Source organism: Bacillus pinisoli, assembly GCF_023036475.1.
Taxonomy (GTDB): Bacteria; Bacillota; Bacilli; order Bacillales; family SA4; genus Bacillus_BS; species Bacillus_BS pinisoli.
In genome coordinates this window covers 78,115-104,524 of the sequence record NZ_JAJQKI010000004.1, presented here as the reverse complement: position 1 = coordinate 104,524, position 26,410 = coordinate 78,115, and the positions used below count along the sequence as shown (strand labels likewise).

Here is a 26,410-nt window from a genome sequence, read left to right as displayed (position 1 = left end):
TAGAACAAGAAATACATATAGGGTCTTCATAAGGGGGAAGAAGAGGGATGAAAACGATAGTTGAAACAGAAAAAATAGATCCTGATAAGTCGATCATACTTCATAGAAAAACGAACTTACGTCATAAATTAGGTCAACTTAACAAGCATAAGATGCTATACTTGATTTCAATTCCGGGTATTCTTTATTTTATTATATTTAAATATGTACCACTAATGGGTTCTGTCATAGCATTTAAGGATTATAATATCTTCGCTGGAATCTGGGACAGCCCTTGGGTTGGCTTCAAACATTTTGAAGCACTTTTTGTAAACCCTGATTCTATTCGTGTACTAAAAAATACTCTACTACTAAGTTTTTATGATATTTTGGTTTTTCCAGCACCTTTATTACTAGCTCTATTATTAAATGAATTACGGTTAGTAATTTATAAGCGTTTAATACAAACGATTGTTTATATGCCGCATTTTCTTTCATGGGTTATTATAAGTGGATTATTTATTGGTATTCTTTCTCCTACTACAGGATTTGTTAATCATTTTATTGAGTGGTTAGGTCATGAGCCTATCTATTTTATGGGATCTGAAGAATTCATTAGACCAATTCTTGTATTCACATATCTATGGCAAAGTGTGGGATGGGGAACAATTATCTATATGGCTGCACTTGCTGGAATTAATCCTGAACTTTATGAAGCAGCGAAAGTTGATGGGGCAAATCGTTTCCATCAAATGATACATGTGACGGTGCCTGCTATACTTCCTACGTTTAGTATTTTATTTCTTCTTCATATCGGACATTTTCTTGATTTCGGATTTGAAAGGGTTTACGTTTTCCTAAATCCGTTAAACCAAGCAAATGGAGATATATTAGATACGTATATTTATGAAGTAGGTTTGCAAAATGCTCAATATAGCTTCACGACAGCCATAGGAATATTTAAATCGATAGTTGGGCTTGTATTGTTGGTTTTTGCTAATTTTATGAGTAAAAAAATCTCTGGTAATAGTCTATATTAGGAGTTGAACTGAATGAAAAAGAATGTAAGTCTTTCCTCCAAAATTTTTGATTTATTTAATATCCTATTTCTAGCTTTACTTTCATTAAGTATGCTCCTTCCACTTATCTCTGTAATTGCTAAGTCTTTTAGTAGTTCAGAAGCCATATCAAAAGGGGAGGTTTACTTTTGGCCCATTGAATTTACTCTTATAAACTATGAATATGTCTTCCATGACGCTTCCATCTGGAGAGCATTTTTCATCTCAGTACTGATTACAGTGGGAGGGACTTTAATCAATCTATTGGCGACTACTTCGCTTGCGTACCCTCTATCAAGGCCAGAATATAAAGGTAAAAAAATAATCTTATTTCTCGTATTATTTACAATGATCTTTTCAGCTCCATTAATCCCCTCTTATTTAGTTGTAAAGAGTTTTGGGATGGTTGACACACTTTGGGCTTTAGTTATTCCAAGTATGATTAGTGCATTTAATTTCTTTGTAATGAGATCCTTCTTTCAGAATATCCCGAGCACCTTAATTGACGCTGCTCGTATTGATGGACTTGGCGAATTAGGTATTTTATTTAGGATCGTTTTACCGCTTTCCAAGCCTGTTTTAGCTACCATTGGTATCTTTTACGGTGTAAGTCACTGGAATAACTATCAGTCAGCTTTGTATTTTCTAAATGATCCGAAATTGTATCCGCTACAGGTAAAATTGCGCCAAATGATTGTAAACGATGAAATGGCAGTTGAAGCAAATTCAGTGTTTTCTTCTATGGCATTAAATTCACCAGAGGGTATTCAGATGGCTACTGTTGTTGTGGCAACTCTACCAATATTGTTATTATACCCATTTTTACAAAAACACTTTGTTAAAGGATCAATGATTGGTTCCATAAAAGAATAACCACAAAAAAATGACAAGTGTACTAAAGTTAACCTATAGTTGACCTGTTAATATTCAGAATATAATAAATTCAAGCTTGTGAAAGCGCTTAAATTTAAGGGGGATAGAATGAATGAAAGATTTTAAGAAAGTTCTTCAGGTTTTCGTTGTCGCATTATTTTCACTTTTTTTAGTGGTAGGCTGTCAAGCTGAACCCGTTCAAGAAGAAACGCAAGAAAAGGAAAAAGATAACACAAATGAACCAACTGATGTTGCTAATGAAGATCCTTTAAAAATGTCAATCTCTATGAGGACCCTAGCATTTACACATGTAGAGAATTCTCCTGATATTAATAAGGATGAATACGTACTTGAGCTAGAAAAGCTAACAAATGTAGATTTAGACATACGATTATTACCTCATAAAGAATATGCGACAAAAATGGATTTAATGTTTGCATCTGGTGATATTCCTGATGTAGTTCAAACCTCTGGTGGGTTTGGTGAAGGAAGTGGTCAATCTCTTCAGCAAGCAGTTGAAGCAGGCGTATTCTTGCCACTTGATGATTTAATTGACAAGTATGGACCTAATTTAAAGAAGTATATTCCAGAAGAGGCTTGGGAGCAGCAAAGGTATACAGATGGAAAGATATATTCCATTCCTGAATTTTTATCGAACCCATCCCGCCGTGCGACTTGGATTCGTAAAGACTTGCTAGATAAGGCTGGACTTGAAGTACCTAAAACTGTAGAAGAAACGTTAAATGTTTTACGTGAGTTCAAGAAAATGGGCGTGCCACAACCTTATGGTGGACGTGCAGAATTTAAGTATTCTGATACATTCTTTGGCTCATATGATGTTCAACCATATGTAAGTATGTGGGAATTGGATGATAATGGAAACCCAGTACCAAAGTTTTTTGATTCAGAAAATATGCAAGCTGCCCTTCAAACATATAAAACAATGTACGATGAAGGGTTATTGCATAAAGAATTTTTAACAATCGATTCGAAGCAATATAAGAACGAAGCGGTTAACGGAAACATTGGTATGTGGGTTATGAATGCAAATGAATTATTACAGTGGGAGCAGCAGTTAAAGGAAAATGTTCCTGATGCTGAAATTGCACTTATTCCATCCCCAGTTGGGCCAGATGGTAGCGGTGGTTATTATCTATACGGTGATGTCACACGTGCATACGCAATTAATAAAGATGCTCAAGATCCAGAAAGAATTGTGAAATTCTTTGATTGGATGCTTTCTGAAGAAGCACAAAAGTACTTTACTTACGGAATTGAAGGAAAAGATTACACAGAAAGCAATGGTCAAATTAATTACAATACACCGGAATCGATTGATGATATAAACATTGAACGCTACCGTACAGCCTTTTTATGGATGGTTCAGGATACAACCTATATTGAAGGATTGCTACAACTGACTCCAGAGGGACAAGAGCTTATTAAAGTTTATGATACAGTTCTTGCAAATGAAGGAAGAGATGGTATTCGCTTTGACCCACCATTAGAGGCTTTAGATACGTTACCAGATCTGCAACCTGGTTCCGATGTTCCTCCAAAACTACTAATGGGACATATGGCTAAGATGATTACAGGTGTTGAACCTATTAGCGATTGGCCGAAAGTAGTAGAAGAATGGAAGGAAAGAGGAGGAAATAAAGCTTTAGAAGAGGCTGCAAAACGTTATAAAGACGGGGACTATCAAGCTCCAAGAAAATAGAATGATTTGGCTGTCCTAAATGCTACATTTAGGATAGCCTCTTTGTATTCTATATTTTCTATATGCTTTAAAATATTATTACTTTCCTACGAATCTATGATTTGTGCTATAATTCTATTAATTTTAGAAAGAGTTTGAATACTTATTATCTTTAGAAGGAGAAGCGCTGATGAAGATATTAATTATCGAAGATGAGTTTATGATACGTAAAGGTATCCGTCATCAATTGGAAAACATGGACTTACAAGACATTCATATTGAAAATATATGGGAGGCAGAGGATGGAATTGAAGCTGATGAACTCTTAGTCTCTCACACTTTTGATATTGTTTTTACGGATATTAACATGCCTGATATGGATGGCTTAACTCTCCTTGGTAAGTGGGAAAAGTTACATAAAAACACACAATGGGTAATTATTTCTGGACATGATTCCTTTCATTATGCGCAAAAGGCCATTATTCATGGTGCAAGAGACTATCTTTTGAAACCGGTTACAAGGAAGAAGTTAACCACAACATTTGAACGCTTAGTTACTAATTATAGAGAAAGACAACTTGATTTTATTGAAGTAAATGAGATGGATGAAATCTTAGATATACTTGAAGGAGCCTTATGGGTATTAAATGAAGATATGATGAAAGATACAATGACTGCTTGGGCAAATAAAATTGAGAAAAAGCAGCTACATCAATCCTATTATCAGCATGTATTGAACCATCTATTACAAACATTAGTTGATCGGATTGATCAAAAAGGAAGTATCCACCTTGACTTAACGTTTGATGTAAAAGGAAATACGTTTAAACAAACGACAGATGCATTTATTGACCACTGTCAAACAATGATTGAAGCTATTCGATATCAAAGAAAGGGTAAAATGATAGACCCTATTGAAGCTGCGAAAGAGTATATGATAAGTAATATCGGTGAAAAGGTGAATTTAGATGATGTAGCCGAGAAACTCGGATTCAATTCGTCTTATTTTAGTCAATTATTCAAACGAGAAACAGGTCAAACATTCGTAGAGTATAGAATTAATTTACGGATGGAAGTGGCAAAAAAGCTTCTTGAGCGTAACGAAATGAGAATCATTGATATATGCAGTGAAATTGGCTACGATGATGCTCCACATTTTACGAAAACATTTAAGAAATACACTGGCTTTTCGCCTACTGAATATCGAAAATCATTAGGAATTGAAGCATGAAAAAGTGGATTCTTCGATTAAACCTGTTTCAAAGACTGCTACTATATTTTGCTATTATTATGATTTTGCCACTTATCATTGTTGCTAGTATCATTTATATGCAATCAGCTAAGTTACTTGAGCAGCAAGCTGAAGACTTTCTTAAACAAAGTGTAACCAATCTAGCTTTTCAATCTGACCGCTTTATTAAGGATTATGAGTTAGCGACTTTGCCGCTCGTCTCAAATCCAAATGTTAAGTACTTTCTCGATTTAAATAATGGTAACGTTGAGGAGCATATTCGTTACCAATATTATCAAGCCATATGGACGATGATGGAAAATATCGTTGTACAAAATCCAGAAATCGACCGAATGTACATCATTGGTGATAATGGTAGACACATATCCTTACGAAATGAAGGGATTACTTCTCAACGGTTAGAAAAATACAAAAGTTTAAAATCTATAACACCAGAAAGTGGAAAAATTATTATTCAACCTTCTAATCAATCTGGTGATATATCAATTACAATAGCAAGAAAGATAAGAGGAATGGAGTCATTTGTCCCAAATGGTATACTGGCAATAGAAATTAGCGCTTCACAATTAGGAGAAATGTGGAAAGAGGCAAACCTTGGTAATGAGGGTTTCTTTATGATTGCTGATGAGACAGGGAAAGTCATATATCATCCAGACTTCAATTTGATTGGTAAGCAACTTAATGAAGCAGGAAGACTGGAACTTAGTCAACATAAACAAGGAAGCTTCTTTGACCATTGGAATAACGAGTCTACTTTCTTTCATTTTTCCACATCTGAGTATACGAACTGGAAGCTTATTGCAGCAGTTCCTGAATCTCAACTTTTCGTTCCCATTTCGGGAGTACGTTTAACGGCATTCTTATCCGCATTTTTTGTTTTACTTCTTGCTTTTGGTATATCGATTAACTTTATCAAACAGATTGTTCTTCCTATACGATTGGTAGAGAAAACAATGAAAAGTGTTGAAGAAGGGAAATGGAAGAAACTACCTAATTTGGCCCGGAACGATGAAATTAGTAGTCTATTAATTAGTTATAATAGTATGGTAGATAGATTATCAACGCTTGTTGATCAAGTTTATAAAGCTGAATTAGATCATAAACAAGTTAAAATTGAATTACAAGAGAGGGAGCTTGAGAAACAAAAGGTAGAGATACAAGCACTACAATCTCAAATTAACCCGCACTTTTTATATAATACGCTTGAGACAATGGGTGCCTACGGAATGATTAATGGGATAGATGAGATTTCAGAAATGGCTGATAGTTTGGCAACAATGTTTCGATATTCTGTAAGAAACTTAGAACTCGTTACAATAGGAGATGAAATTGAACATATTAAGAACTACCTTGTTATTCATGAATATAGAAACAAAAAGTCCATTAATCTAGATCTTGAAATTGAACCTACATTTTATGAAGTTCCAATGGTAAAGTTAAGCTTGCAGCCATTAGTAGAGAATGCAATTGAGCATGGGATGAAACGATCAATGAAAGAGTTGTCGATTAAGATTCGGACCAGAATTTCTGGCTCTTCTTTAAAAGTCTGTGTTATAGATAATGGGAAGGGAATGACAAATGAAAGAGTACATGAAATAATGGAGCATCTGAAACAAAATAGAATGAAAGAATCCAAGCTTGGAAGTCATTTAGGAATAGGAATAGCCAATGTGAATAGACGGATACAGTTGCTATTTGGAGATGAGTATGGAGTAACGATAAGCAGTCAAGAAGATATCGGGACAACGGTGACAATTACGATCCCATTTCAGAAAAATCACATTGAATCTACAAAACCATCCAGTTAAATTTTAAATATTCTAAAAAATACATAAACTAATATAAAGAAAACAACAGACATACTCTTAATCTTCTTTATACAATAAAAAAAGAAACCTAAATCCCTTTAATTGATAGCGTTTACAATATCGTTATGACCTAAAGGTGTGTTTAGTTTCTTTTTTTAGATTTAAACAAAACAATAATGAAGGAGGAGTATGATGAGGGGAAAGCCAGGTAAGAGTTTTACGATCTTTTTGTATGTGCTGGTGTTCATTTTAGTTATTCCTAGCATCCAAGTACATTCTGAACAAGAACAGCCGAGTAAACATACAGTTGTAGATGTAACGGCAAGTGGGCATGACGGAAATTTTCCTGAGAATACGTTAGATGATAATTTATCGACACGTTGGTCTTCTCAAGGGAGATCTGAATGGGTTTTATATGATTTAGGCTCTTCAAAAGAGGTGGGCTATGTAGGTCTCGCATTTTACAAAGGAGATTCAAGGCAATCTTATTTTGATATCCAAGTATCCACTGATGGAGTGAATTGGAGTACGGTTTTAACTGATGGCATAAGTAAAGAGGGTGAGGCCGGATTAGTTGCTTATGATATAGAAGATTCGGTAGCAAGATATGTCAAAATTGTTGGGAAAGGCAATACATCTAATGATTGGAATAGTTTGACAGTGACACATCTTTATCGTCCATCAGAAAGTGGTGATTTACTACTTATGGAACTAGTGCCTCCTAAGCCGGAAGAACGCGAGGATGTTACATATACGGTACCAGGACTCGTAAATCCAGATGGTTCCAAGCATCCTATTCATAAAGCAAATAAAGTGGTAGGGAAAAGGTGGAATGTTATTGACTTTGGAGCAGATCCTTCAGACAGTGGTCAAGATGACCTTCCTGCTATTTTAGCAGCAATTGAAGCCGCAAGTGCTGGAGATGAAGTGTTTCTCCCAAAAGGAACATATAATCTTAAAAGCACTTTACCTAATGATGGCTCTTCCCATATTGCCTTGAAGTCAGGAGTGAATATAAGAGGAGAGAGCCAAAAACATGTCTTTTTAGTTTCTGATTTCGATGCAGATGATTCAAGCGGTAAAGTATTTCGGGCTTATGGAATGAATAATATTGTGATATCGCATTTGACCATTACATCTACTTTCAATGGCAACTATTCTTCTGATTCAAAGCAGAACAATCCAGATCGTGGTGGTCCAGTTTATGGTATATATATTGCCGATGGATTTGGAAATACACCGTCTTCTAACATTTTAATTGAACATGTAACCATTGAAAAATACCAAAGAATGGGGGTTCGAATTGAAAATAGTCATGATATAGTTGTACAGCATGCTCTCTTTCAAAATGCTACAGATGTTGGTGGCGGTGGAGCTGGATATGGGGTGAGTATCCAGGGAGTACCAAAAGTCGACCGTACAGGGTACAAAAACGACACTCGCTTTAATGTAGTTCGTAACAGTGTCTTTAAAGGGCCATATATACGTCATGGCACATTACTTCAGTATTATGCTCATAATAATGAGATTTATAATAATACGTTTGAGAACACCGTATTAGATGCGATTGATTTACATGGTGAAGATGAATACTTAAATGAAATCTATCAAAATACGATTTCAGGTATTATTACAGGTGCAGGAATCGGTGTGGGGAACACAGGTGGTACTGCGCCAAGTAATCATGATGCATCTGGCCCATATAACTATATTCATGATAATAAAATTACGAACTCCCGTGAAGGGATCAAGGTGTATTTAGGTTCTCCAAATACAATAATTGAAAATAATACCATTATGAATTCTACAGAACCAAGTAATGCGAAGGGAATCTATATTTTAAATGCTCCAGGAACAATTATTAAAGATAATAAGATTATGAACAACAAGGCTGAAGGGTTTGTTGGCATTTTATTAGCTCATGATAATGGTGACAGTAACTCAAACAACATTGGCTCTGGTGATCCTACTAATATTACAATCTCAGGAAATCAAATAAAAGGAAATACGAATGGAATAAGAGTGGAAGCTGGCAGCAATATCTTTATGAATGATAATGATGTCAGTAAAAGTGTAGAAAATGATTATTATCTTAACTTCCAACAAACAAAACAAGATGAAGACATTCTAGGAGAAGAGGAAGTCGTCATTCCTTCTGCTGACGCAATTGTTGATATAGAAAGACCTACATCAAATTATGGTTTAGAAGATCCGAATTTAACAGCAGCAGGTTCATCTGATAAAAACTACTATAAATACTTTAACGTAAAAAGTAATTCGGACTTTAGTAAAGGTCGTGTAGCCTTCTTTAAGTTTGAAGTAAATAATCTGAATGAAATTCGAAATGTATTATTTGAACTCTCTGGTAAAATTGGAAGTAATACAACAAGTGTTGAGCTTGACGTTTATGGCTTAACGAATGATCAGTGGAATGAGGAAACCATTACTTGGGAGAATGCCCCTAATTTGGCAACAGATTCAGTAAAAGTGACAGGAATTGGTGAAACGGCAACCCTTCTTGGACATATTAATGTGGCTACATCAGAAACTGAAAAAATAAATATCGATGTAACTGACTTTGTGAAAGCCCAATCGGACGGGAAAGTAACTCTTATGGTTGTAGATACCATAGGGCAAAATGGAAACGTTAACATCTATTCCAAAGATGAAAGTAACGAGTCAAGGTGGCCGGCATTAATTATTGGAAAGTAAAACTTCCTGCTTACCCTATCTGGCTACTTACGCCCTACCAATCTATATAGTAGTTTTCTATAGTGCCCCCTTTTAAAAAGGGGGTTATTTTTTCTGTGATCAAATTCTCTAGACGTTTTATATTCATGAAACAGAGATTAATCATAGTAAATACTAAAAAAAAGACAACAGAGTCTAAAACTATTCCGACGATTGTAGGAGGAACTGGGTGATAAAATAGCATTATTACACGGTAGCATCATTTATCAGAATAGGGGGCTTATATGAATATTGATCTGAAAGATAAAGTCGCATTAGTTACGGGAGCAAGCGGAGGTATTGGGCAATCCATTGCGATTGAACTAGCTGCAAGTGGTGCGAAGGTAGCTGTAAATTATTTAAGTAATAGTCAAGGTGCAGAGGAAACGGTTAGGTTAATTGAGGAACAGGGTGGAGAGGCGGTCATGATCCAAGCAGATGTAACCGACCTTTCTCAAATAGAATCGCTTGTTTCTGAAGTAGAAGAAAAACTAGGAACAGTTGATATTTTAATAAATAATGCAGGGCATTTAGTAGAGAGAAGACCAATCTCTGAAATGACGCTCGATTTATGGCAGAAAGTATTTGATGTTAATGTAACTTCTGCTGCATTTATGAGTAAAGCCGTAATCCCTGGTATGAAAGAAAAAGGAAGCGGTTCCATCATTAATTTAAGCTCGCTTGCAGCACATGATGGTGGTGGACCGGGTGCAGTACCTTATGCTACATCCAAAGGGGCGATTATTACATTTACAAAGGGATTGGCAAAGGAATTAGCCTCATTTGGAGTTAGAGTCAATGCCATTTCACCTGGCTTTATTGACCAAACGAAATTCCATACTACGTTTAATACGGAAGAGGGAAGAAAAGCTACGGCTGCTAGAGTTCCACTTGGACGAGGCGGAGTTCCTCAGGATATAAGTGGTGCCGTTCTATTCCTTATATCCCCTGCTGCTTCCTATATTACGGGAGAAACGATTGAGATTAATGGTGGCCTATTTATGAAATAAAATCTGTGTCGATAGTTTTACAACTAATAATAAAGGAGGAAATGAGATGCAAACAATCTATCAACCTGCTAGTGGTATTCTAGATGTTAAGTATGCACCAGATGAAAACACGGAACATATTGAGAATCCACCTAGATTTACGTGGATGCCTGTACAATTACAGAATGACCAGTATTGCTTACAGATTTCTAGAAGTTCAGTTTTTTCACCTGAAGATACCGAAACCATTCAACCGATTCCATATAACTTTTATACACCCAATCAAGCATTGGAGCCTGGAACGTATTATTGGCGCTATTGTCAAATCGATTCGACAACAGATTCCGTCCTTTCGACGTGGAGTGAAACAAGAAGGTTTGATATTCCGGAAAATCTTCCTGATACATCACTGCCTAGTAGAGAGGAACGATATGAAAGAGTAAGCCTTGCTCATCCAAGGCTATGGTTAGGTCCAGAGCAACTAGAGAAATTTCAAGAAAATATAAAGAAAGACTCTACGCATTGTAATTGGAATGTATTCTATGAAAAGTCCGTTTTACCATGGCTTGAACGCGAGCTAATTTCAGAACCAAGTCCTTACCCTGAAAACAAACGTGTCATTAAGCTCTGGAGACAAATGTATATGGACTGCCAAGAAACTCTTTACGCAATTCGTCACTTAAGTGTTGCTGGTGTGATCCTTGAAGATCAACAAATTATTAATCGTGCTAAGGAATGGCTGGTTCATGTGGCCAAATGGGACACAGAAGGGACAACGTCAAGAGATTACAATGATGAATGCGCTTTCCGTATTGTGGCTGGACTAGCATGGGGCTATGATTGGCTATACCACCAATTATCGCCTGAAGAAAAAGGATTAGTTAGACATTCTCTTTTAAGAAGAACGGAACAGGTAGCTGATCACAATATTAAACGTTCCAAAATTCACCAAGTACCATATGATAGCCATGCTGTACGTTCCTTATCATCTGTCCTCATTCCATGCTCCATTGCACTATTAAACGATGCAGAAGAAGCAAAAGAATGGCTTGATTATACGTTAGAATATTACGCTTGCATCTATACTCCATGGGGAGGTAAAGATGGTGGTTGGGCTGAAGGTGGCATGTATTGGACGACAGGAATGGCCTATCTTATCGACGCGCTAAATCTTGTTAAGAACTATATGAAAATAGATTTCTATCAACGACCGTTCTTCCAAAAAACAGGAGATTTCCCATTGTATTGTTATAGTCAAGATACTAGACGAGCAAGCTTTGGTGATCAGTCTAATCTTGGTGAACGACCAGGGTTAAAAACAGCTTTTAATATTAGACAGTTTGCTGGTGTAACAGGAAATGGCTTGTATCAATGGTATTATGAGCAGGTTAAGGCTTGGGACACGGATGCTGATCAAAAGTTTTTTAATTACGGATGGTGGGACTTTCCGTTTGACGATATGATTTATTCTCATGATTTCCCTCATGTTGAAGCCACACCACCAACAGAGGCAGAGCCAGTAAAATGGTTTAAAGATGTTGGTTGGGTTGCGTTTCATCATAAGATGGACCAACCAGATGAACATATCATGCTATTAACAAAGAGTAGCCCTTATGGTTCATTAAGTCATAGTCATGGTGACCAAAATAGTTTTCTCATTCATGCATATGGTGAGCCACTTGCTATTAAATCTGGCTACTATATAGGATTTAATAGTACAATGCACAAAAAATGGAGAAGACAAACTCAATCACATAATACATTATTAATTGATGGTGTTGGCCAGTATTCGGATTCAAATAAAATACTTAATAAGTCAGCACAGGGAGAGATACTAGAGGTTGTCTCAAATGATGAATATAGTTATGTAAGAGAAGATGCAACAAGAGCTTATTCAGAAACAGTCCCTTATTTAGAAAAGTTTGAGAGAGAAATCTATTTTGTCAATCAATCCTATTTTGTCGTAGTGGACAGTGTTGATTTAACTCAAGAAGGAAGTGTTAATTGGTTATTGCATTCCTTACACGAGATGCAAATTAACGACCAAGTATTTAAAATTTCTGGTGAAAAAGCTGATCTTGAAGGTCGCTTCATTTATAGCTCTTCCGGTGACTTGTTTTTAAATCAATCTGATGAATTTAAAGACGTTGATCCTACCGAGGTAGAGGGCTTACCTAAAGAATTTCACTTAGAAGCAATTACCAAAAAGTCTAAACGTCACCGTATTGTTACTCTTTTAACTCCTAACCGTAAAGGAGAAAACAAATACGTATCCTATTTTATGGATGACCAGGATCATGGTGTTCATATATATTTAACGGAAGATGGTAAAACATTTTGTGTTGATGTAACGAAAGCATATTAATTCTAGTAAGGGGGATATAGATGAGTACTCACGTGCAATGGGAACAAGCGGAACCAGGTGTAAAAAGAAAAATCTTTCCTCCAGGTGATTCTATCATGATGATGGAGGTTCACTTTGAAGAAGGAGCCGTCGGTTATGAGCATAGTCATCCACACGAGCAGTTTACGTATTGCTTAAGAGGTCAATTTGAATTCACAATCGACAGTAAAACGCATATTATTGGTCCTGGTGAAACGATTTTCATTCCAGGAGGTGCAAAGCACGGGGCTAAAGCACTGCAAGCAGGTGCTATCATAGATACTTTTACTCCTCTTCGTGAGGATCTGCTTAATAGATAATTGGCGAGCTCTTAATAGACACAATAAAAGTAGGTTAGAGCTGGAATACCCCTATTGAACATAGGGGTATTCTGCATATGGAAAACTGTCTACTAGCTAGTAAGACAACATACATGAAATGAGGATTTTACATTGAAGATGACGTTAAGATGGTTTGGGCTAGACGACAAAGTAACGTTAGATGAAATACGACAAATACCTGGTGTTTCAGGTGTAATATCAGCTATTTATGATGTACCCGTTGGCGAGGTTTGGCCAGTCGACAAGATTATTGAGTTGAAGACTAACGTCGAATCGAAAGGATTGGTACTAGAAGGGATTGAGAGTGTACCGGTTCATGAGGACATTAAATTAGGTCTGCCTACTCGTGAGTATTATATAGAAAATTATAAGCAAACGATTCGTAATTTAGCAGAAGCTGGGGTTCATTTAATTTGTTATAACTTTATGCCTGTCTTCGACTGGACCCGTTCCCAGCTAGATTATGAACTACCAGATGGTTCTACTACTCTAACTTATATTGAAGAAACCGTGCAAAAGATGAATCCAATATATGGAGAACTTGATTTACCAGGTTGGGATAAAAGCTATCACCCTGAGGGTTTACAACATCTATTAGAGCAATATCAGTCTGTTACGGAAGAGGAGCTTTGGGAGAACTTGCAATACTTCGTAACGAAAGTAATAGCAGTCGCAGACGAGGTCAATGTGAAAATGGCGATTCATCCCGATGATCCACCTTGGCCAATATTTGGACTTCCACGAATTATAACAAATAAAGAAAATTTGGATCGATTTGTAAGGTTAGTCGATAGTCAAAATCATGGAATTACAATGTGTTCAGGGTCTCTAGGAGCAAACGAAGAGAATGATATTCCAGCTCTCATTCGTCATTTTGGAAAGCAAGGAAGAATCCATTTTGCACATGCTCGTAATATTAAGCGGATTGGAAATAAGTCTTTTCAAGAGTCCCCCCATCTCTCAGAAAGTGGATCTATAGATATGTATGAAGTCATGAAGGCGTTCCATGACATTGGTTTTTCGGGCCCATTACGTCCAGATCATGGAAGAATGATTTGGGGAGAAACAGGAAGGCCAGGTTATGGGTTATATGACCGCGCATTAGGAGCAGTTTACTTAAATGGACTATATGAAGCTGTTCATAAATCGAACTGATAAAGAAATAGAAGAGCAGTTGTCTTCAAGTAGGTATAAGCTTACAAGGAAAAAGAGAGGTCTCACTAGTATAGCAGAATGCAGGATAGGAGGAAGGAACTTGAACGATATCGTAACCTTTGGCGAAAGTATGATGTTATTCACTCCCCAAAAAGAAGGTTTACTCAATCATTCACATTTGTTTGAGAAATCCTTTGGTGGAGCAGAATCTAATGTAGCAATCGGTCTTGCCCGTCTAGGTGTGAAGGTTGGGTGGTTTTCTCGTTTAGGAGCAGATCCATTTGGTGAGTTTATTATAAACTCCATACGTGGAGAAGGAGTCGATGTATCTAGGGTAAATATTGATGAAACGCACCCAACTGGGGTAATGTTTAAAGAAATAACTGGGATAGGAAACCCTAATGTTTATTATTATCGAAAACATTCTGCTGCCAGTCGTATGACGCCTGAAGACTTAGATGAAGAGTATATAAAACAGGCAAAAATACTACATATTACAGGGATTACGCCAGCTTTAAGTGAGAGCTGTTATGCAACCACCATAGAGGCAATAAAATTGGCTAAAAAGCATGGAGTAAAGGTATGTTTCGACCCCAATATTCGATTAAAGCTATTATCTCTTGAAAAAATAAGAAAGATAATATTAGAACTTGCTATGTTAAGTGATTATTTTTTACCTGGAATAGATGAATTAACATTGCTGTTTGATTCCAACGATAATAATCAATTAATTCAAGAAGTGCAAAAGCTGAATATACCAACAACGATTATAAAACTGGGGAAAGACGGCTGTATGATTGTAAACCAAGAAACAATTAAAATTATTGATGGATTAACTGTTGAAAAAGTTGTAGATACAGTTGGCGCAGGGGATGGATTTTGTGCAGGGTTCCTCTATTCTATTACTAATGGAAAATCAGAGGAAGAAGCTGCTGAATTTGCCAATGCTGTCGGAGCACATGTTATTCAATTTAAGGGCGATGTAGAAGGTCTACCAACAAAAAGACAAATACAGTACTTCAATACGAATGATAGGAAGATTGAGAGGTAAATAGATGAGAAAGATAGAAATTATCCAGCAAATTCGCTCACGAAAACTAATTGCTGTTGTGCGTTCGGATTGTTCCAGAAAAGCTCTGCAATATATTGATGAAATTATAGCTGGGGGAATAAAGCTTATTGAAGTTACGATGACAACACCTTTTGCACTAGATATCATTAAGGAAGTGGCACAAAAATATCAGGATGATAATCAGGTGATTATTGGAGCTGGGACTGTACTAGATTCTGTGACTGCTAGACTTGCGATCTTAAATGGTGCTGAATTTATCGTAAGCCCTTCTTTCGATCAAGGTGTTGTACAACAATGTCATTTATACCAAGTTCCTATATTACCAGGTGTAATGTCAGTGAATGAGGCAGTCATTGCTTTACAAGCAGATTGTCCTATTGTAAAACTTTTTCCAGGAGATGTATTTCAACCGTCCATGATTAACAATTTAAAAGGTCCTTTACCTCAATTGGAAGTCATGCCTACGGGTGGAGTAAACTTGGATAATATAAAGGATTGGCTGGATGCAGGTGCATTTGCCATAGGTATTGGAAGTGATTTAACCAAACAGGCTTCAAAAACTGGGGACTTATCTTCTATAAAAATTAAAGTTGAATCTTACTTGAATGCATTAAGAAGAGAATAGAATGTCTATTAGCAAGCGTGGACGGATTAATTCAAGTGAATATAAACTGCTAGGCTAGAGCTACTCATAATTCTAAAGAAAGGGGAGATTGTTATGGAAATGCGAGGGATATCTGGGGGATTTTATAGTATTTGTGAATGGATCATGAAATTAGCCTATGTCCAATTTCTATGGTTTGTTTTTACAATAGCTGGGGCTGTCTTTCTTGGTGCATTTCCAGCAACTTCTGCTCTTTTTTCCGTTATTAGAAAGTGGGTTATGGGTAAAAAGGATATTTCAATCTATCCTACATTTAAATCTGCCTATAAAAAAGATTTTTGGAAAATCAATGGATTAGGATGGCTACTAGCTGCCATTGGTTTCATTTTATTAGTTGACTTAATGATTTTTAAGTTTGGAGAGAGTGGAATATCGACAATCATTCGATTCATAATTTTAAGTTTACTTATAATATATGGCTTAACGGTACTGTTCTTCTTTCCTGTATATGTTCATTTCTCTTTTTCCTTTAAGGATTATATTAAAAATAGTTTTCTCTTTAGTTTAGCATCACCCAGTTTAACAGTAGTAATAATTATTGGATATTTTATTCTCTATAAAATACTAGCTTTTCTACCAGGACTTATACCATTTTTCTCTATTGCCGTGTATGCCTTTCTTAGTATGTGGTGTAGCTTCAAAGTATTTCAACGCATGACTTCTCAACATTAGTACTGTTAAAGCAAGTGATTAAGGGTACATATTTCTTGAAAGATTAAGCATATAAGTACCGAAAAGATAGCTGGATGTAACTAGCTATCTTTTCTTCTACCACGATTAACTTAAAGGGAGGGCTCATTAGATAACAATGGCTGTTTTTTAACCTTTAAAGATTTCTCTTGAACAAGAATGACAGCTAAGATAACTAAAATAATTCCAAAGTATTGCCATAGATTTAATTGTTCGTTAAATATGATGAAACCGGTTAGGGATGCTACCACTGGCTCAATTGTTGCTATGATTGACGCACGACTAGATTCAATCGTGCTTAGCCCTTTTGTATACAATAGGAAAGGAAGCATTGTCGAGAGAAAGCCTAAACCGATTATATACAACCAGACATTGAGATTTGAAAATAAAGGGATAACGTTCCAGATGTCACTAAATGGTGTCACTGCTATAGTTGCGAACAAAAAGGTATAGACTGTCACGGTAATAGAATCATATTTCTTGAGTGCAAACTTTCCAAAGATGCTGTAAAGTGCATAAAATAAACCGGATCCAAGTCCAAGAATTAACCCAAAAGTTGAGAACAGTTCATTAAGATTAGGTAGAATACCAACAACAAATGAACACCCGATAAACGTTACAATTAAAGCTATAACTTTTCGAGTTGTAAAAGCCTCCTTAAAAATAAATCTTGATAAAATCGTAACAAATGCTGGTGCTGTGTATAGTAGTATAAATGCAATTGAAATAGACGTTTCTTCAATTGCACTAAACAAGCACCAATTAAAAAAGACAATACTAATAACGCCAGTTCCAATAAAATACTTACTATGCGCTATCTTAATCTTAAAAAGCTCTCGATTTTTCATCATGACATAGACGGCTAAAAATAATGATGTCGACATAGCACGAATAGTAACAACCTGGATTGGTGTAAACCCTAATTCATAAAGATATGTTACAAAGACTCCTATAATCCCCCATAAAGAAGCACCTACACCTATATATATCAATGGTAATTTAATATTCATTAAGTCCACCTTTATTCACACTAGTAATTTTATGAAACCTGACCCTCATTATTAAATCAACTAAATGTTAGTTTACCTACTATCATATTGTAGCTCTTTATAAGAAGTCTAGGTCATTTATTTTTCACGATTTAAAAACAAACTGCTATTAGGAATAATAATAGAATCTTCACTACTTGAATGTAAAAATAAGATAGAATTTTATACTTGAGTGATCTGAACCTCAAAGCTTTCTAGTCGATAAGTAGAAGGTTAAATTTTTAGGTACTTCATAATGCTCCAATAGCAAGATAATTATATCATGGTACTCTTTAATTATTCTTTTGATGACACTAAGATTCCAGTTAATCCATTTATAGTCTTATGATTATAAATTTGTATAAGAAAGCTATATTCTCACTCACCAATCTCTCGAAATGTAATCTTACTTTCATCGTAAGTTGTATATACATTGATGGGAGTATTACGAATGAATTTCTATTTTAGATGGAGGAATTTAGTAGATAAATAATACTAGCATTCGACTAAACGTTGATCGTCATTTAAAATAGAGGTAAATACTAGATATAAATAGCTGAGAAGGAGAAAAATGAATGACCAAGAATAAAGCAGCGTTCTTTGATATTGATGGAACGTTTTACCGTGACTCATTACTAATTGAACATTTTAAAAGAATGATTAAGTATGAAATTATATCGCCTTCAGTATGGCACGAACAAGTCAAGCATACATTTCAAGATTGGGATAAGCGTCAAGGGAATTATGATGTGTATCTATTGGATGTAAGTAAAATTTACGTTGAACATTTAACCAATGTTTCAAAAGAGGATATTGAATTTATTGCAAAACAGGTAATCCGTCTAAAGGCTGATCGAGTGTATAAATACACTAGGAAACAAATACGATGGCATTTAGAAAATGGAGACAAAGTTATTTTCATTTCGGGTAGCCCAGACTTTCTTGTATCAAAAATGGCAGAAAAGTATCATGCCACTGATTATCGTGGTTCAACCTACCATATTGATGAAAAAGGATTCTTTAACGGTAAGGTTCAACCTATGTGGGATTCTATAAATAAAGAAAAGACCATTATTGAAATGGCGGAAAAGCATGATATTGATTTAACACAAAGCTACGCGTATGGTGATACGAATGGTGATTTAACGATGTTTAAATATGTAGGAAATCCTGTTGCGATAAACCCTGCAAAGGAACTATTAACAGCTATTACAGAACAGGAAGACCTAAAAAATAAGATTCGAATTATCGTGGAGAGAAAAGACGTCATCTATCAAATTGATCCTAAATCAAATTCAGTAACGTTTGACTAAAGAACCTACATATTGTGATCTATTATTAGAACCAGATAAGTTAAATAATCGACTACATAAGACAGCTTAGAGATCAATCTCTAAGCTTTTTTGCGTTCATGTCTTTTTAGGAGTAGGTCATACTACTGGTAAAGGAGGCAGAGTGATGGAGTACACAACATACAAGCAGTCTTGGTTCGGAAATATTAAGGGTGACATACTTTCGGGGACGGTTGTTGCATTGGCATTAATTCCTGAAGCCATTGCCTTTTCTATTATTGCAGGAGTTGACCCAATGGTTGGGTTATATGCTTCTTTTACAATAGCGGTGACGATTGCCTTTATTGGTGGAAGACCAGGAATGATTTCTGCTGCGACAGGGGCTATGGCACTTTTATTTATTGACCTAGTCTCCAATTATGGAATTCAATATTTATTAGCAGCAACAATCCTGACAGGAATTCTTCAGATAATATTTGGAGTCTTTCGTTTAGCTCGATATATGAAGTTTATACCACGGTCTGTGATGATCGGCTTTGTAAATGCTTTAGCCATTCTTATTTTTACCTCTCAATTACAACACTTTTACAATGAAAAGGGAGTCATCTATCTTTTAGTAGGACTAACGCTAGCCATTATTTATCTTTTTCCTTATCTCACAAAAGCTGTTCCATCTACGTTAGTTGCTATTATTACGGTTACTGCACTGGCAATATATATGGATTATGGGGTTAGAACCGTCGGTGACATGGGAGCCATTTCGCAAACATTACCGGCCTTCTTACTACCTAATATCCCTATTAATGTTGAAACCTTATTCATCATCCTTCCCTATTCAGTAGCTCTCGCAGTGGTAGGTTTATTAGAGTCATTATTAACTGCAACAATTGTGGATGATATGACAGATTCGGATAGTGATAAAAATATGGAAAGTAGAGGTCAAGGTATCGCCAATATGATTACTGGTTTCTTTGGGGGAATGGCAGGATGTGCGATGATTGGACAATCAGTGATTAATGTAAAATCAGGTGGGCGGGGGAGACTTTCATCACTAGTAGCTGGTGTGCTTCTTATGTTCCTCATTGTCGTTCTTGGTGATATTGTCGTTCAAATACCGATGGGTGCTTTAGCTGGTGTTATGATTATGGTTTCAATTAGTACCTTTGATTGGAACTCCATTAAAACACTACTTCTTATTCCTAGAAGTGACGCAATTGTGATGGTGGTTACGGTAACAACGGTTGTTTTTACTCATAATTTAGCAATCGGAGTATTTACGGGAATTCTACTAAGTGCAATCTTTTTTGTCTCTAAAATATCTAAGGTACGAGTAGAAACTAGCTTAGAGGGTAATACAAGAAAATATAGGATAAATGGTGAGCTGTTTTTTGCATCTGTCAATGAAATAGTTAGCTCATTTAATTTTACGGAAGATGTGAAGAGAGTTGAAATTGATTTGAGTCGTTCTCATGTCTGGGATGATTCGGCTGTTGCTGCGGTAGATAAGATTGTGAGTAGGTTTGAAGAAAACAATATTGTCGTTCAAGTAACAGGATTAAATGAAGAGAGTAGCGATTTAGTGAATAAATTGGCAAATAGACTTGGATCTCATTAAGGGGGAGGAAAAGATGTATAAAAAAATAGTACTAGCCTCTGATGGTTCAGAACACTCGAAGCGAGCAGCGGAGAATGCCATTCATATTGCTTCTTGTAGTCAAGACTCCATGATTGAAGTGGTGTATGTGGTAGATATGGGTAAAGCTAAATCTGAAGTGTTACGTAATTGGAACTCTGCGGATCTAAGTGACACACGAAAAGAACGGATGAAAGAAGTCGAAAGGATGACAAAAGAAGTAGGAGTCTCCTATACACTAACTATTCTACACGGTGAACCAGGCCCGACGATTGTTGATTACATTAATAAAAATAATATTGATATTGCCGTTATCGGGAGTAGAGGATTAAATGGATTACAAGAATTTGTATTAGGAAGTGTAAGTCATAAAGTGGCGAAAAGGGCAAATTGTCCAGTTTTAATTGTGAAGTAGGTATGAAGCCCATACATATAAAAAACAGCAAATCAATTGTATAGATAAAATTTGATTTGCTGCATTAACTATTTATTTGGCTGCTTTTAAAAGCTTGTTAATAACGGTTAACGATTTACCTGTTCCAATTGCAACTGACTCAAGAGGATTTGGTGCAACATGGACCGGTACGACGATTTCTTCGCGTAACCATTCTTGAAGTCCGTTCAATAATGCTCCACCACCGGTTAATAACACTCCACGATCTACGACATCCCCAATTAATTCTGGTGGACATGCCTCCAATGTTGCACGAATGGCTTCGAGAATTTGAAGTAGTGAATCCCTCATTGCTTCTTGCATCTCATAAGATGAAACAGTAATTGTTTTAGGCAGACCGGTTACTAAATCGCGGCCGCGAATATTCATGCTGACTTCATCGTGTTTGAGGAGGGAATACCCAATCTCCATCTTCATTTCTTCAGCTGTACGCTCTCCAATTAATAGGTTGTACTTCTTACGAACATATTGAATGATATCATCGTCAAACTGATCTCCGCCGATCCGAATAGAGTGGCAGGATACGATTCCACCGAACGAAATGATCGCCACCTCAGTAGTACCTCCACCGATATCCACGACCACATTAGCAATGGGTTCATCCACTGGTAAATCTGCACCTATGGCTGCAGCAACCGGTTCTTCAATTAAGAAAACTTGGTTTGCTCCCGAGCTTCGAATTGCATCTTGAATCGCTCTTTTTTCAACAGATGTTGCTCCAGACGGTGCACAAACCACTACATTCGGCTTTTTAAACGACATCCCAAGTTTTCGTGATGTTATTTTCATAATCATTTTAAGCAAGGAAGTTGTAATATCATAATCGGCGATGACCCCATCTTTTAATGGGCGAATAGCCTCAATATTATCAGGCGTACGACCAATCATACGTTTTGCCTCAGAACCAAGTGCTACTACTTTTTTTGTATTGATATCAATCGCAACTACAGAAGGTTCATTGAGCACAATACCTTTACTTTTACTATAAACCAATATATTGGCAGTTCCTAAATCGATTCCAATTTCAGTTGAATTAAACATAATTATTACCTCATTTCTTGTTACTTGTTATACCATTTGTAGAATTTTGCTGATTTCTGAGGGTTTTTGTTGTTTTGATAAAAGAACGTCATCTTTGTCATACTTCTGACATATTGGGACCAATAATTTACTAAGGAATTAAAGATTGAACCTTGTTACCCTATGTATAGGCCTGTTCTGCTACTAAAACATAACAGGAGGTATACAAGATGAATCTATTCATTCGTATGATTACTATAGTTACGATGGGAATCGGATTTACCGTCCCATCAGATCATATAAATAATGAAGCAGTTATAGATACACAAACAAAAAAAGTGTTGGAACAACTCTATGAACAAGATTTAGCGGGAGAAGAAATGCCTACCTATCAGTTCTTAACACAAGAATTATCTAATCATTATCTTAATGAGGAAGAAGCTAGAAACCAAGATATCTTAGTTTCGGATGAAGAAAAGAAATTACTTGCGCGCCTTGTCTCAGCAGAGGCAAAAGGTGAGCCATATAAAGGAAAAGTAGCAGTAGCAGAAGTAGTACTAAACCGAGTAGAACACGAGCAATTCCCGGATTCAATCAAGGAAGTCATCTATGAAGAAAATCAGTTTGAACCTGTTCGTAATAACTCAATCCAGCAACCTGCTGGACAAGAGGCAATAAAAGCAGTTGAAGAGGCACTACATGAACAAGAGAACCAAACAGAAGCGCTTTATTTTTACAACCCTGACACCGCTTCTGATAACTGGATCCGAGATCGAGAAGTCATCACCAAAATCGGAAACCACGTCTTCGCAAACTAAATATTAAATGCTTGGTGCCTGTCACTTGTCGATTTTTCTTTGTGAAGGGGTTTGGTTTCGTCAATTATCACTGTACAGTAAATAAGTTAGGTAGCTATGTTTAAAAAGGACTTTACTTTAAAAGTAAAGTCCTTTATCTGTTGTCCAATTATCTGCGAGTAATATTGTATAGTAAGTTAAAATGCACATTGAATATTGTAGTTGGGTTATACAATATTTAATGTGCATTCAGATTATTTTTTTACTCGTAACGTACAAACTGAAAAACCAGTTCATGTCTTATGCATTCAGAAAAAATTATTGGCTACCAAGCAAATGTATTTCAATAGAGAATATAGTAATTATAGCTTGAGGGTACTAAAAGGATATTCTAATGGAAATTCAGAAAGGAAAATAAAAACGCTAATTTAATACATCACTTCCGGTAAATAAGTAGCGAATCAATAAATTAAAATTAGCGTTTTCAAGTCTCGTACAAAACAAAGATGTTCCGGCAAATAATCAGAAAATCTGTAGAGGGTACATTCGTAGAATTAAATAGGCAAATAAATCGTAGTACCAATTTTGTTATCTACACTGGCATCAAGAAGGATTATGAACCAGAACCAGAGCCAGAACCAGAGCCAGAACCGGAGCCAGAACCAGAGCCAGAACCGGAGCCAGAACCAGAGCCAGAACCGGAGCCAGAACCGGAGCCAGAACCAGAGCCAGAACCGGAGCCAGAACCAGAGCCAGAACCGGAGCCAGAACCAGAGCCAGAACCAGAGCCAGAACCAGAGCCAGAACCAGAACCAGAGCCAGAACCGGAGCCAGAACCGGAGCCAGAACCAGAGCCAGAACCGGAGCCAGAACCAGAGCCAGAGCCGGAGCCAGAACCAGAACCAGAACCAGAGCAAGAGCTAGAACCAGAGCCAGAACCAGAACCATGTTTTTTCTTTGAACCTGGGTTACGCATTAGAAATTCATCAAGTCCTGAGCCTTGTGCATTACTTAGTAATCTTGACATATCATGTCTTCTCATTAATACAACCACCTTTATCAATAATGTCCTTAATTATTAAGGTATTGTATTTTATGTTATAGGAATTTTTTTGGTTCTAAATAATGTTCACTAATTTATGAGCAAGAGCACAATTTTATTCATAACATAATGTGTAAATGCAAGGGAGGCAGTGAGTTAGATGAAAGTGGATAATTTATCGACGTTACGTATCGAGGTTGAGCCAAAACTTCTAGAATCATTAGAGACTGATATATGGCAAGAAGAATTAATTCCTGCCAAATTAACTGTAGATACACATAGCTACGACATGGGTATTACGTACCGAGGCCATCACACGAGAAAATTCCCAAAGAAATCTTACCGTATTGACTTTGGTTCAGTGAATGAGGATTTTAGAGCACGAGAACTTCATCTTAATGCCGAATATTGTGATCCATCTTTAATCAGAAATAGGCTATCGTTTGAGTTTTTTAAGAAGCTAGGGTGCATGGCTCCTGAATCCAATTTTGTCTTCATTGAAGTGAATGGCAAGCCATCAGGAATTTACTTGCAGCTGGAGTCTGTTGATGAGTTATTTTTACAAAATAGAAAACTTTCTCATGGTCCCATTTATTATGCAACCAATCATCAAACCAATTTTTCTTTACTAACGACGAAGGGCAAATTAAAAAAATCCCTTATTTCAGGGTATAATCGTAAGGTAGGAAACGATGAAGATGACCTTGATTTAGAAGAGTTTATAGCAAAAATAAATAGCATTCCCCGTCATGAGTTTAAAAGAGAAATTGTAAAATACGTGGACGTTAAAAAATATTTGAACTGGCTTTGTGGAGTGATTTGTACCCAAAACTATGATGCGTTTATTCAGAATTATGCTTTATATCGAAATGGTCAAACTGGATTATATGAAATGATTCCATGGGATTTCGATGCGACTTTCGGGAGAAATTGGAACGGAGATGTAATGAAGTATGACAGAGTTCCCATTGAAGGGTACAATACACTAACTGCACGAATTCTTGATGTATATGACTTCCGCGTTCAATATCAATTACTCCTAGAAGAAGTAATTAATACCTATTTTACGACCTCAGAGTTAGAGCCAACCATTCTAAATCTCCATCATCAATTACGTCCATATCTAGCAAAAGACCCCTATAAAAAGGATACTGTTACGCTATTTGATCAAGAGCCGGAGTATATTATACAGTTTATTAAAAACCGAAGCGATTATATTAGTAATAATTTAAATAATCTGATATAAAGTATTGATCAACGCTCTCGACATTTTTGTCGAGAGTTATTTTTGTGGCCATTTCTTTACTGTTAAATAAAGTAGGGGGACTCAGTAGAATTGGTAAGAAAAAAGGTTTTACTTTGAGAAAGATGATAAATTGTAAACGAAAGAGAGGAAACTCAGGAGGTCTACCAGAAATTTATAAAAGAGCCTCCCAAGTTGCTTACTAGTATGGTTGGGAAGTAAAGAAAGGGAAGAGGGGAAGTTAACTTTTCATGAGGAGGATATGTTCAATGAATAATCACAAACATTAGGGTAACAGGGGAACAAGAAATAATCGCTGCATAGACGAAACCTAGATAAAAGACTTTCTATCTATCTTCCTGTTCCTTGCGGTTGCTCATGAAGTGTTGTAGAATCTTAAAATATCCTTCTTCTGTCCCAATATCATAACGTTTGCTAGTGACTTGCACGCCATAACAATTTTCTAATATCAATAATTCTTTAATCGCATCGGTTAGTTGTAATTCTCCTCCAACGCCTTTATTAATTTTTTCTAAATATGAAAAAATGGAAGGAGTAAAAATATATCTTCCACTTACTGCTAGATTGGAAGGTGCATTAAAACGAGGTTTTTCCACAATATCATTTATTTCATACGAACGATCTTTTAGTTTACTTCCTTTTACTACCCCGTAATTCTTCAATAATTCCTCTTTCACTTTTTCAAGAGCAATGACAGAAGAGTGATAGTTCTCATAAACGTTGATTAGCTCCTGTAAAGCGGACTGCTCTTTTTTTACAAATAAATCATCTGGAAGTAGAACTGCAAACGGGTCATTACCTACAAATTTCTTTCCTAAAAGTATTGCGGCACCTAGTCCATCGGCAAAGGGTTGACGAACATACTGAATGTTAATCCTTGGGTTCATAATCTTTTCTAATAAGTTATGCTTTCCTTTTTTCTCTAAGAATGCTTCATAATCTAGAGAACGGTCGAAATAATCTAAGATAAGATTTTTATGTCGCGAAACCACAATTAATAATTCTTCAATACCTGAATCTATTGCTTCTTCCACGATATACTCGATAGCTGGTTTACAAGCAATGGGAAACATCTCTTTTGGTAAAACCTTTGTTATAGGTAAACTTCTCGTACCATAACCTGCAGCAGGTATTATGGCTTTTTTTATACTCTTCATCGTAAACCTCCTCTTCACTCACTTTATATA

At 36.2% G+C, this 26,410-nt stretch carries 22 protein-coding genes; 19 read left to right on the top strand and 3 right to left on the bottom strand.

Annotation, left to right across the window (positions count from 1 at the left end; genetic code table 11):
- Window positions 1–47 precede the first annotated feature (47 nt).
- The 13 genes from LT143_RS07290 to LT143_RS07230 all read left to right on the top strand — a co-directional run bounded on the left by LT143_RS07290 (window position 48) and on the right by LT143_RS07230 (window position 16,675).
- Complete coding sequence (locus LT143_RS07290; protein ID WP_246941795.1) at window positions 48–1,019, top strand: ABC transporter permease; 972 nt, start codon at window positions 48–50, stop codon at window positions 1,017–1,019.
- Window positions 1,020–1,031: 12 nt separating this feature from the next.
- Entirely contained in the window at window positions 1,032–1,910 is an 879-nt protein-coding gene (locus LT143_RS07285) for a carbohydrate ABC transporter permease (RefSeq protein WP_246941794.1), read from the top strand.
- A 112-nt stretch (window positions 1,911–2,022) separates the two neighbouring features.
- Entirely contained in the window at window positions 2,023–3,630 is a 1,608-nt protein-coding gene (locus LT143_RS07280; RefSeq protein ID WP_246941791.1) for an extracellular solute-binding protein, read from the top strand.
- A gap of 169 nt (window positions 3,631–3,799) precedes the next feature.
- Window positions 3,800–4,840 (top strand): AraC family transcriptional regulator, encoded by a 1,041-nt coding sequence (locus tag LT143_RS07275; RefSeq protein ID WP_246941789.1) that lies wholly within the window; start codon window positions 3,800–3,802, stop codon window positions 4,838–4,840.
- A complete protein-coding gene (locus LT143_RS07270) occupies window positions 4,837–6,669 on the top strand; it encodes a cache domain-containing sensor histidine kinase (protein ID WP_246941787.1) in 1,833 nt (610 codons plus the stop codon). Before LT143_RS07275 ends, LT143_RS07270 begins: the two co-directional genes overlap by 4 nt.
- A 192-nt stretch (window positions 6,670–6,861) precedes the next feature.
- A complete protein-coding gene (locus LT143_RS07265) occupies window positions 6,862–9,381 on the top strand; it encodes a DNRLRE domain-containing protein (RefSeq protein WP_246941784.1) in 2,520 nt (839 codons plus the stop codon).
- Between the two features lie 263 nt (window positions 9,382–9,644).
- On the top strand, window positions 9,645–10,409 hold the full coding sequence (locus LT143_RS07260; RefSeq protein ID WP_246941781.1) for an SDR family NAD(P)-dependent oxidoreductase: 765 nt from the start codon (window positions 9,645–9,647) through the stop codon (window positions 10,407–10,409).
- Window positions 10,410–10,455: 46 nt separating this feature from the next.
- A complete protein-coding gene (locus LT143_RS07255; protein WP_246941778.1) occupies window positions 10,456–12,753 on the top strand; it encodes a DUF4962 domain-containing protein in 2,298 nt (765 codons plus the stop codon).
- Window positions 12,754–12,773: 20 nt separating this feature from the next.
- On the top strand, window positions 12,774–13,091 hold the full coding sequence (locus LT143_RS07250) for a cupin domain-containing protein (RefSeq protein ID WP_246941775.1): 318 nt from the start codon (window positions 12,774–12,776) through the stop codon (window positions 13,089–13,091).
- 132 nt (window positions 13,092–13,223) lie between these two features.
- The gene (gene uxuA, locus LT143_RS07245) at window positions 13,224–14,267 is read left to right on the top strand and encodes a mannonate dehydratase (protein ID WP_246941772.1); all 1,044 of its coding nucleotides are present in this window, start codon (window positions 13,224–13,226) and stop codon (window positions 14,265–14,267) included.
- Between the two features lie 100 nt (window positions 14,268–14,367).
- Window positions 14,368–15,318, top strand: coding sequence for a sugar kinase (locus tag LT143_RS07240; protein ID WP_246941769.1), 951 nt, complete (start codon window positions 14,368–14,370; stop codon window positions 15,316–15,318).
- 4 nt (window positions 15,319–15,322) lie between these two features.
- Entirely contained in the window at window positions 15,323–15,964 is a 642-nt protein-coding gene (locus tag LT143_RS07235) for a bifunctional 2-keto-4-hydroxyglutarate aldolase/2-keto-3-deoxy-6-phosphogluconate aldolase (RefSeq protein ID WP_246941766.1), read from the top strand.
- A gap of 93 nt (window positions 15,965–16,057) precedes the next feature.
- Window positions 16,058–16,675 (top strand): YesL family protein, encoded by a 618-nt coding sequence (locus LT143_RS07230; protein WP_246941763.1) that lies wholly within the window; start codon window positions 16,058–16,060, stop codon window positions 16,673–16,675.
- A 110-nt stretch (window positions 16,676–16,785) separates the two neighbouring features.
- Here the strand turns inward: LT143_RS07230 and LT143_RS07225 are convergent, their stop codons facing one another.
- Window positions 16,786–17,703 (bottom strand): DMT family transporter, encoded by a 918-nt coding sequence (locus LT143_RS07225; protein WP_246941761.1) that lies wholly within the window; start codon window positions 17,701–17,703, stop codon window positions 16,786–16,788.
- 593 nt (window positions 17,704–18,296) lie between these two features.
- Between LT143_RS07225 and LT143_RS07220 the strand changes: the two genes are divergently transcribed.
- The 3 genes from LT143_RS07220 (at window position 18,297) to LT143_RS07210 (ending at window position 21,061) form a co-directional block, all read left to right on the top strand.
- Window positions 18,297–19,034 (top strand): HAD family hydrolase, encoded by a 738-nt coding sequence (locus LT143_RS07220; RefSeq protein WP_246941759.1) that lies wholly within the window; start codon window positions 18,297–18,299, stop codon window positions 19,032–19,034.
- Between the two features lie 145 nt (window positions 19,035–19,179).
- Complete coding sequence (locus LT143_RS07215; RefSeq protein ID WP_246941756.1) at window positions 19,180–20,628, top strand: SulP family inorganic anion transporter; 1,449 nt, start codon at window positions 19,180–19,182, stop codon at window positions 20,626–20,628.
- A gap of 13 nt (window positions 20,629–20,641) precedes the next feature.
- Entirely contained in the window at window positions 20,642–21,061 is a 420-nt protein-coding gene (locus LT143_RS07210) for a universal stress protein (protein ID WP_246941753.1), read from the top strand.
- Window positions 21,062–21,133: 72 nt separating this feature from the next.
- Here LT143_RS07210 and mreBH read toward each other — a convergent pair whose 3' ends face one another.
- Window positions 21,134–22,141 carry a rod-share determining protein MreBH gene (mreBH, locus tag LT143_RS07205; protein WP_246941750.1) on the bottom strand — a complete coding sequence of 336 codons (1,008 nt, stop codon included), beginning with the start codon at window positions 22,139–22,141 and terminating at the stop codon, window positions 21,134–21,136.
- Between the two features lie 209 nt (window positions 22,142–22,350).
- On the opposite strand from mreBH, the gene LT143_RS07200 reads away from it, so the two are divergent.
- The 3 genes from LT143_RS07200 to LT143_RS07190 all read left to right on the top strand — a co-directional run bounded on the left by LT143_RS07200 (window position 22,351) and on the right by LT143_RS07190 (window position 25,205).
- Window positions 22,351–22,938, top strand: coding sequence for a cell wall hydrolase (locus tag LT143_RS07200; RefSeq protein ID WP_246941747.1), 588 nt, complete (start codon window positions 22,351–22,353; stop codon window positions 22,936–22,938).
- A 485-nt stretch (window positions 22,939–23,423) separates the two neighbouring features.
- Complete coding sequence (locus LT143_RS07195; protein WP_246941744.1) at window positions 23,424–23,999, top strand: hypothetical protein; 576 nt, start codon at window positions 23,424–23,426, stop codon at window positions 23,997–23,999.
- A 120-nt stretch (window positions 24,000–24,119) separates the two neighbouring features.
- A complete protein-coding gene (locus LT143_RS07190) occupies window positions 24,120–25,205 on the top strand; it encodes a CotH kinase family protein (RefSeq protein ID WP_246941741.1) in 1,086 nt (361 codons plus the stop codon).
- Between the two features lie 344 nt (window positions 25,206–25,549).
- Here LT143_RS07190 and LT143_RS07185 read toward each other — a convergent pair whose 3' ends face one another.
- Window positions 25,550–26,380 (bottom strand): UTP--glucose-1-phosphate uridylyltransferase, encoded by an 831-nt coding sequence (locus tag LT143_RS07185; RefSeq protein ID WP_246941738.1) that lies wholly within the window; start codon window positions 26,378–26,380, stop codon window positions 25,550–25,552.
- Between the last annotated feature and the right edge of the window lie 30 nt (window positions 26,381–26,410).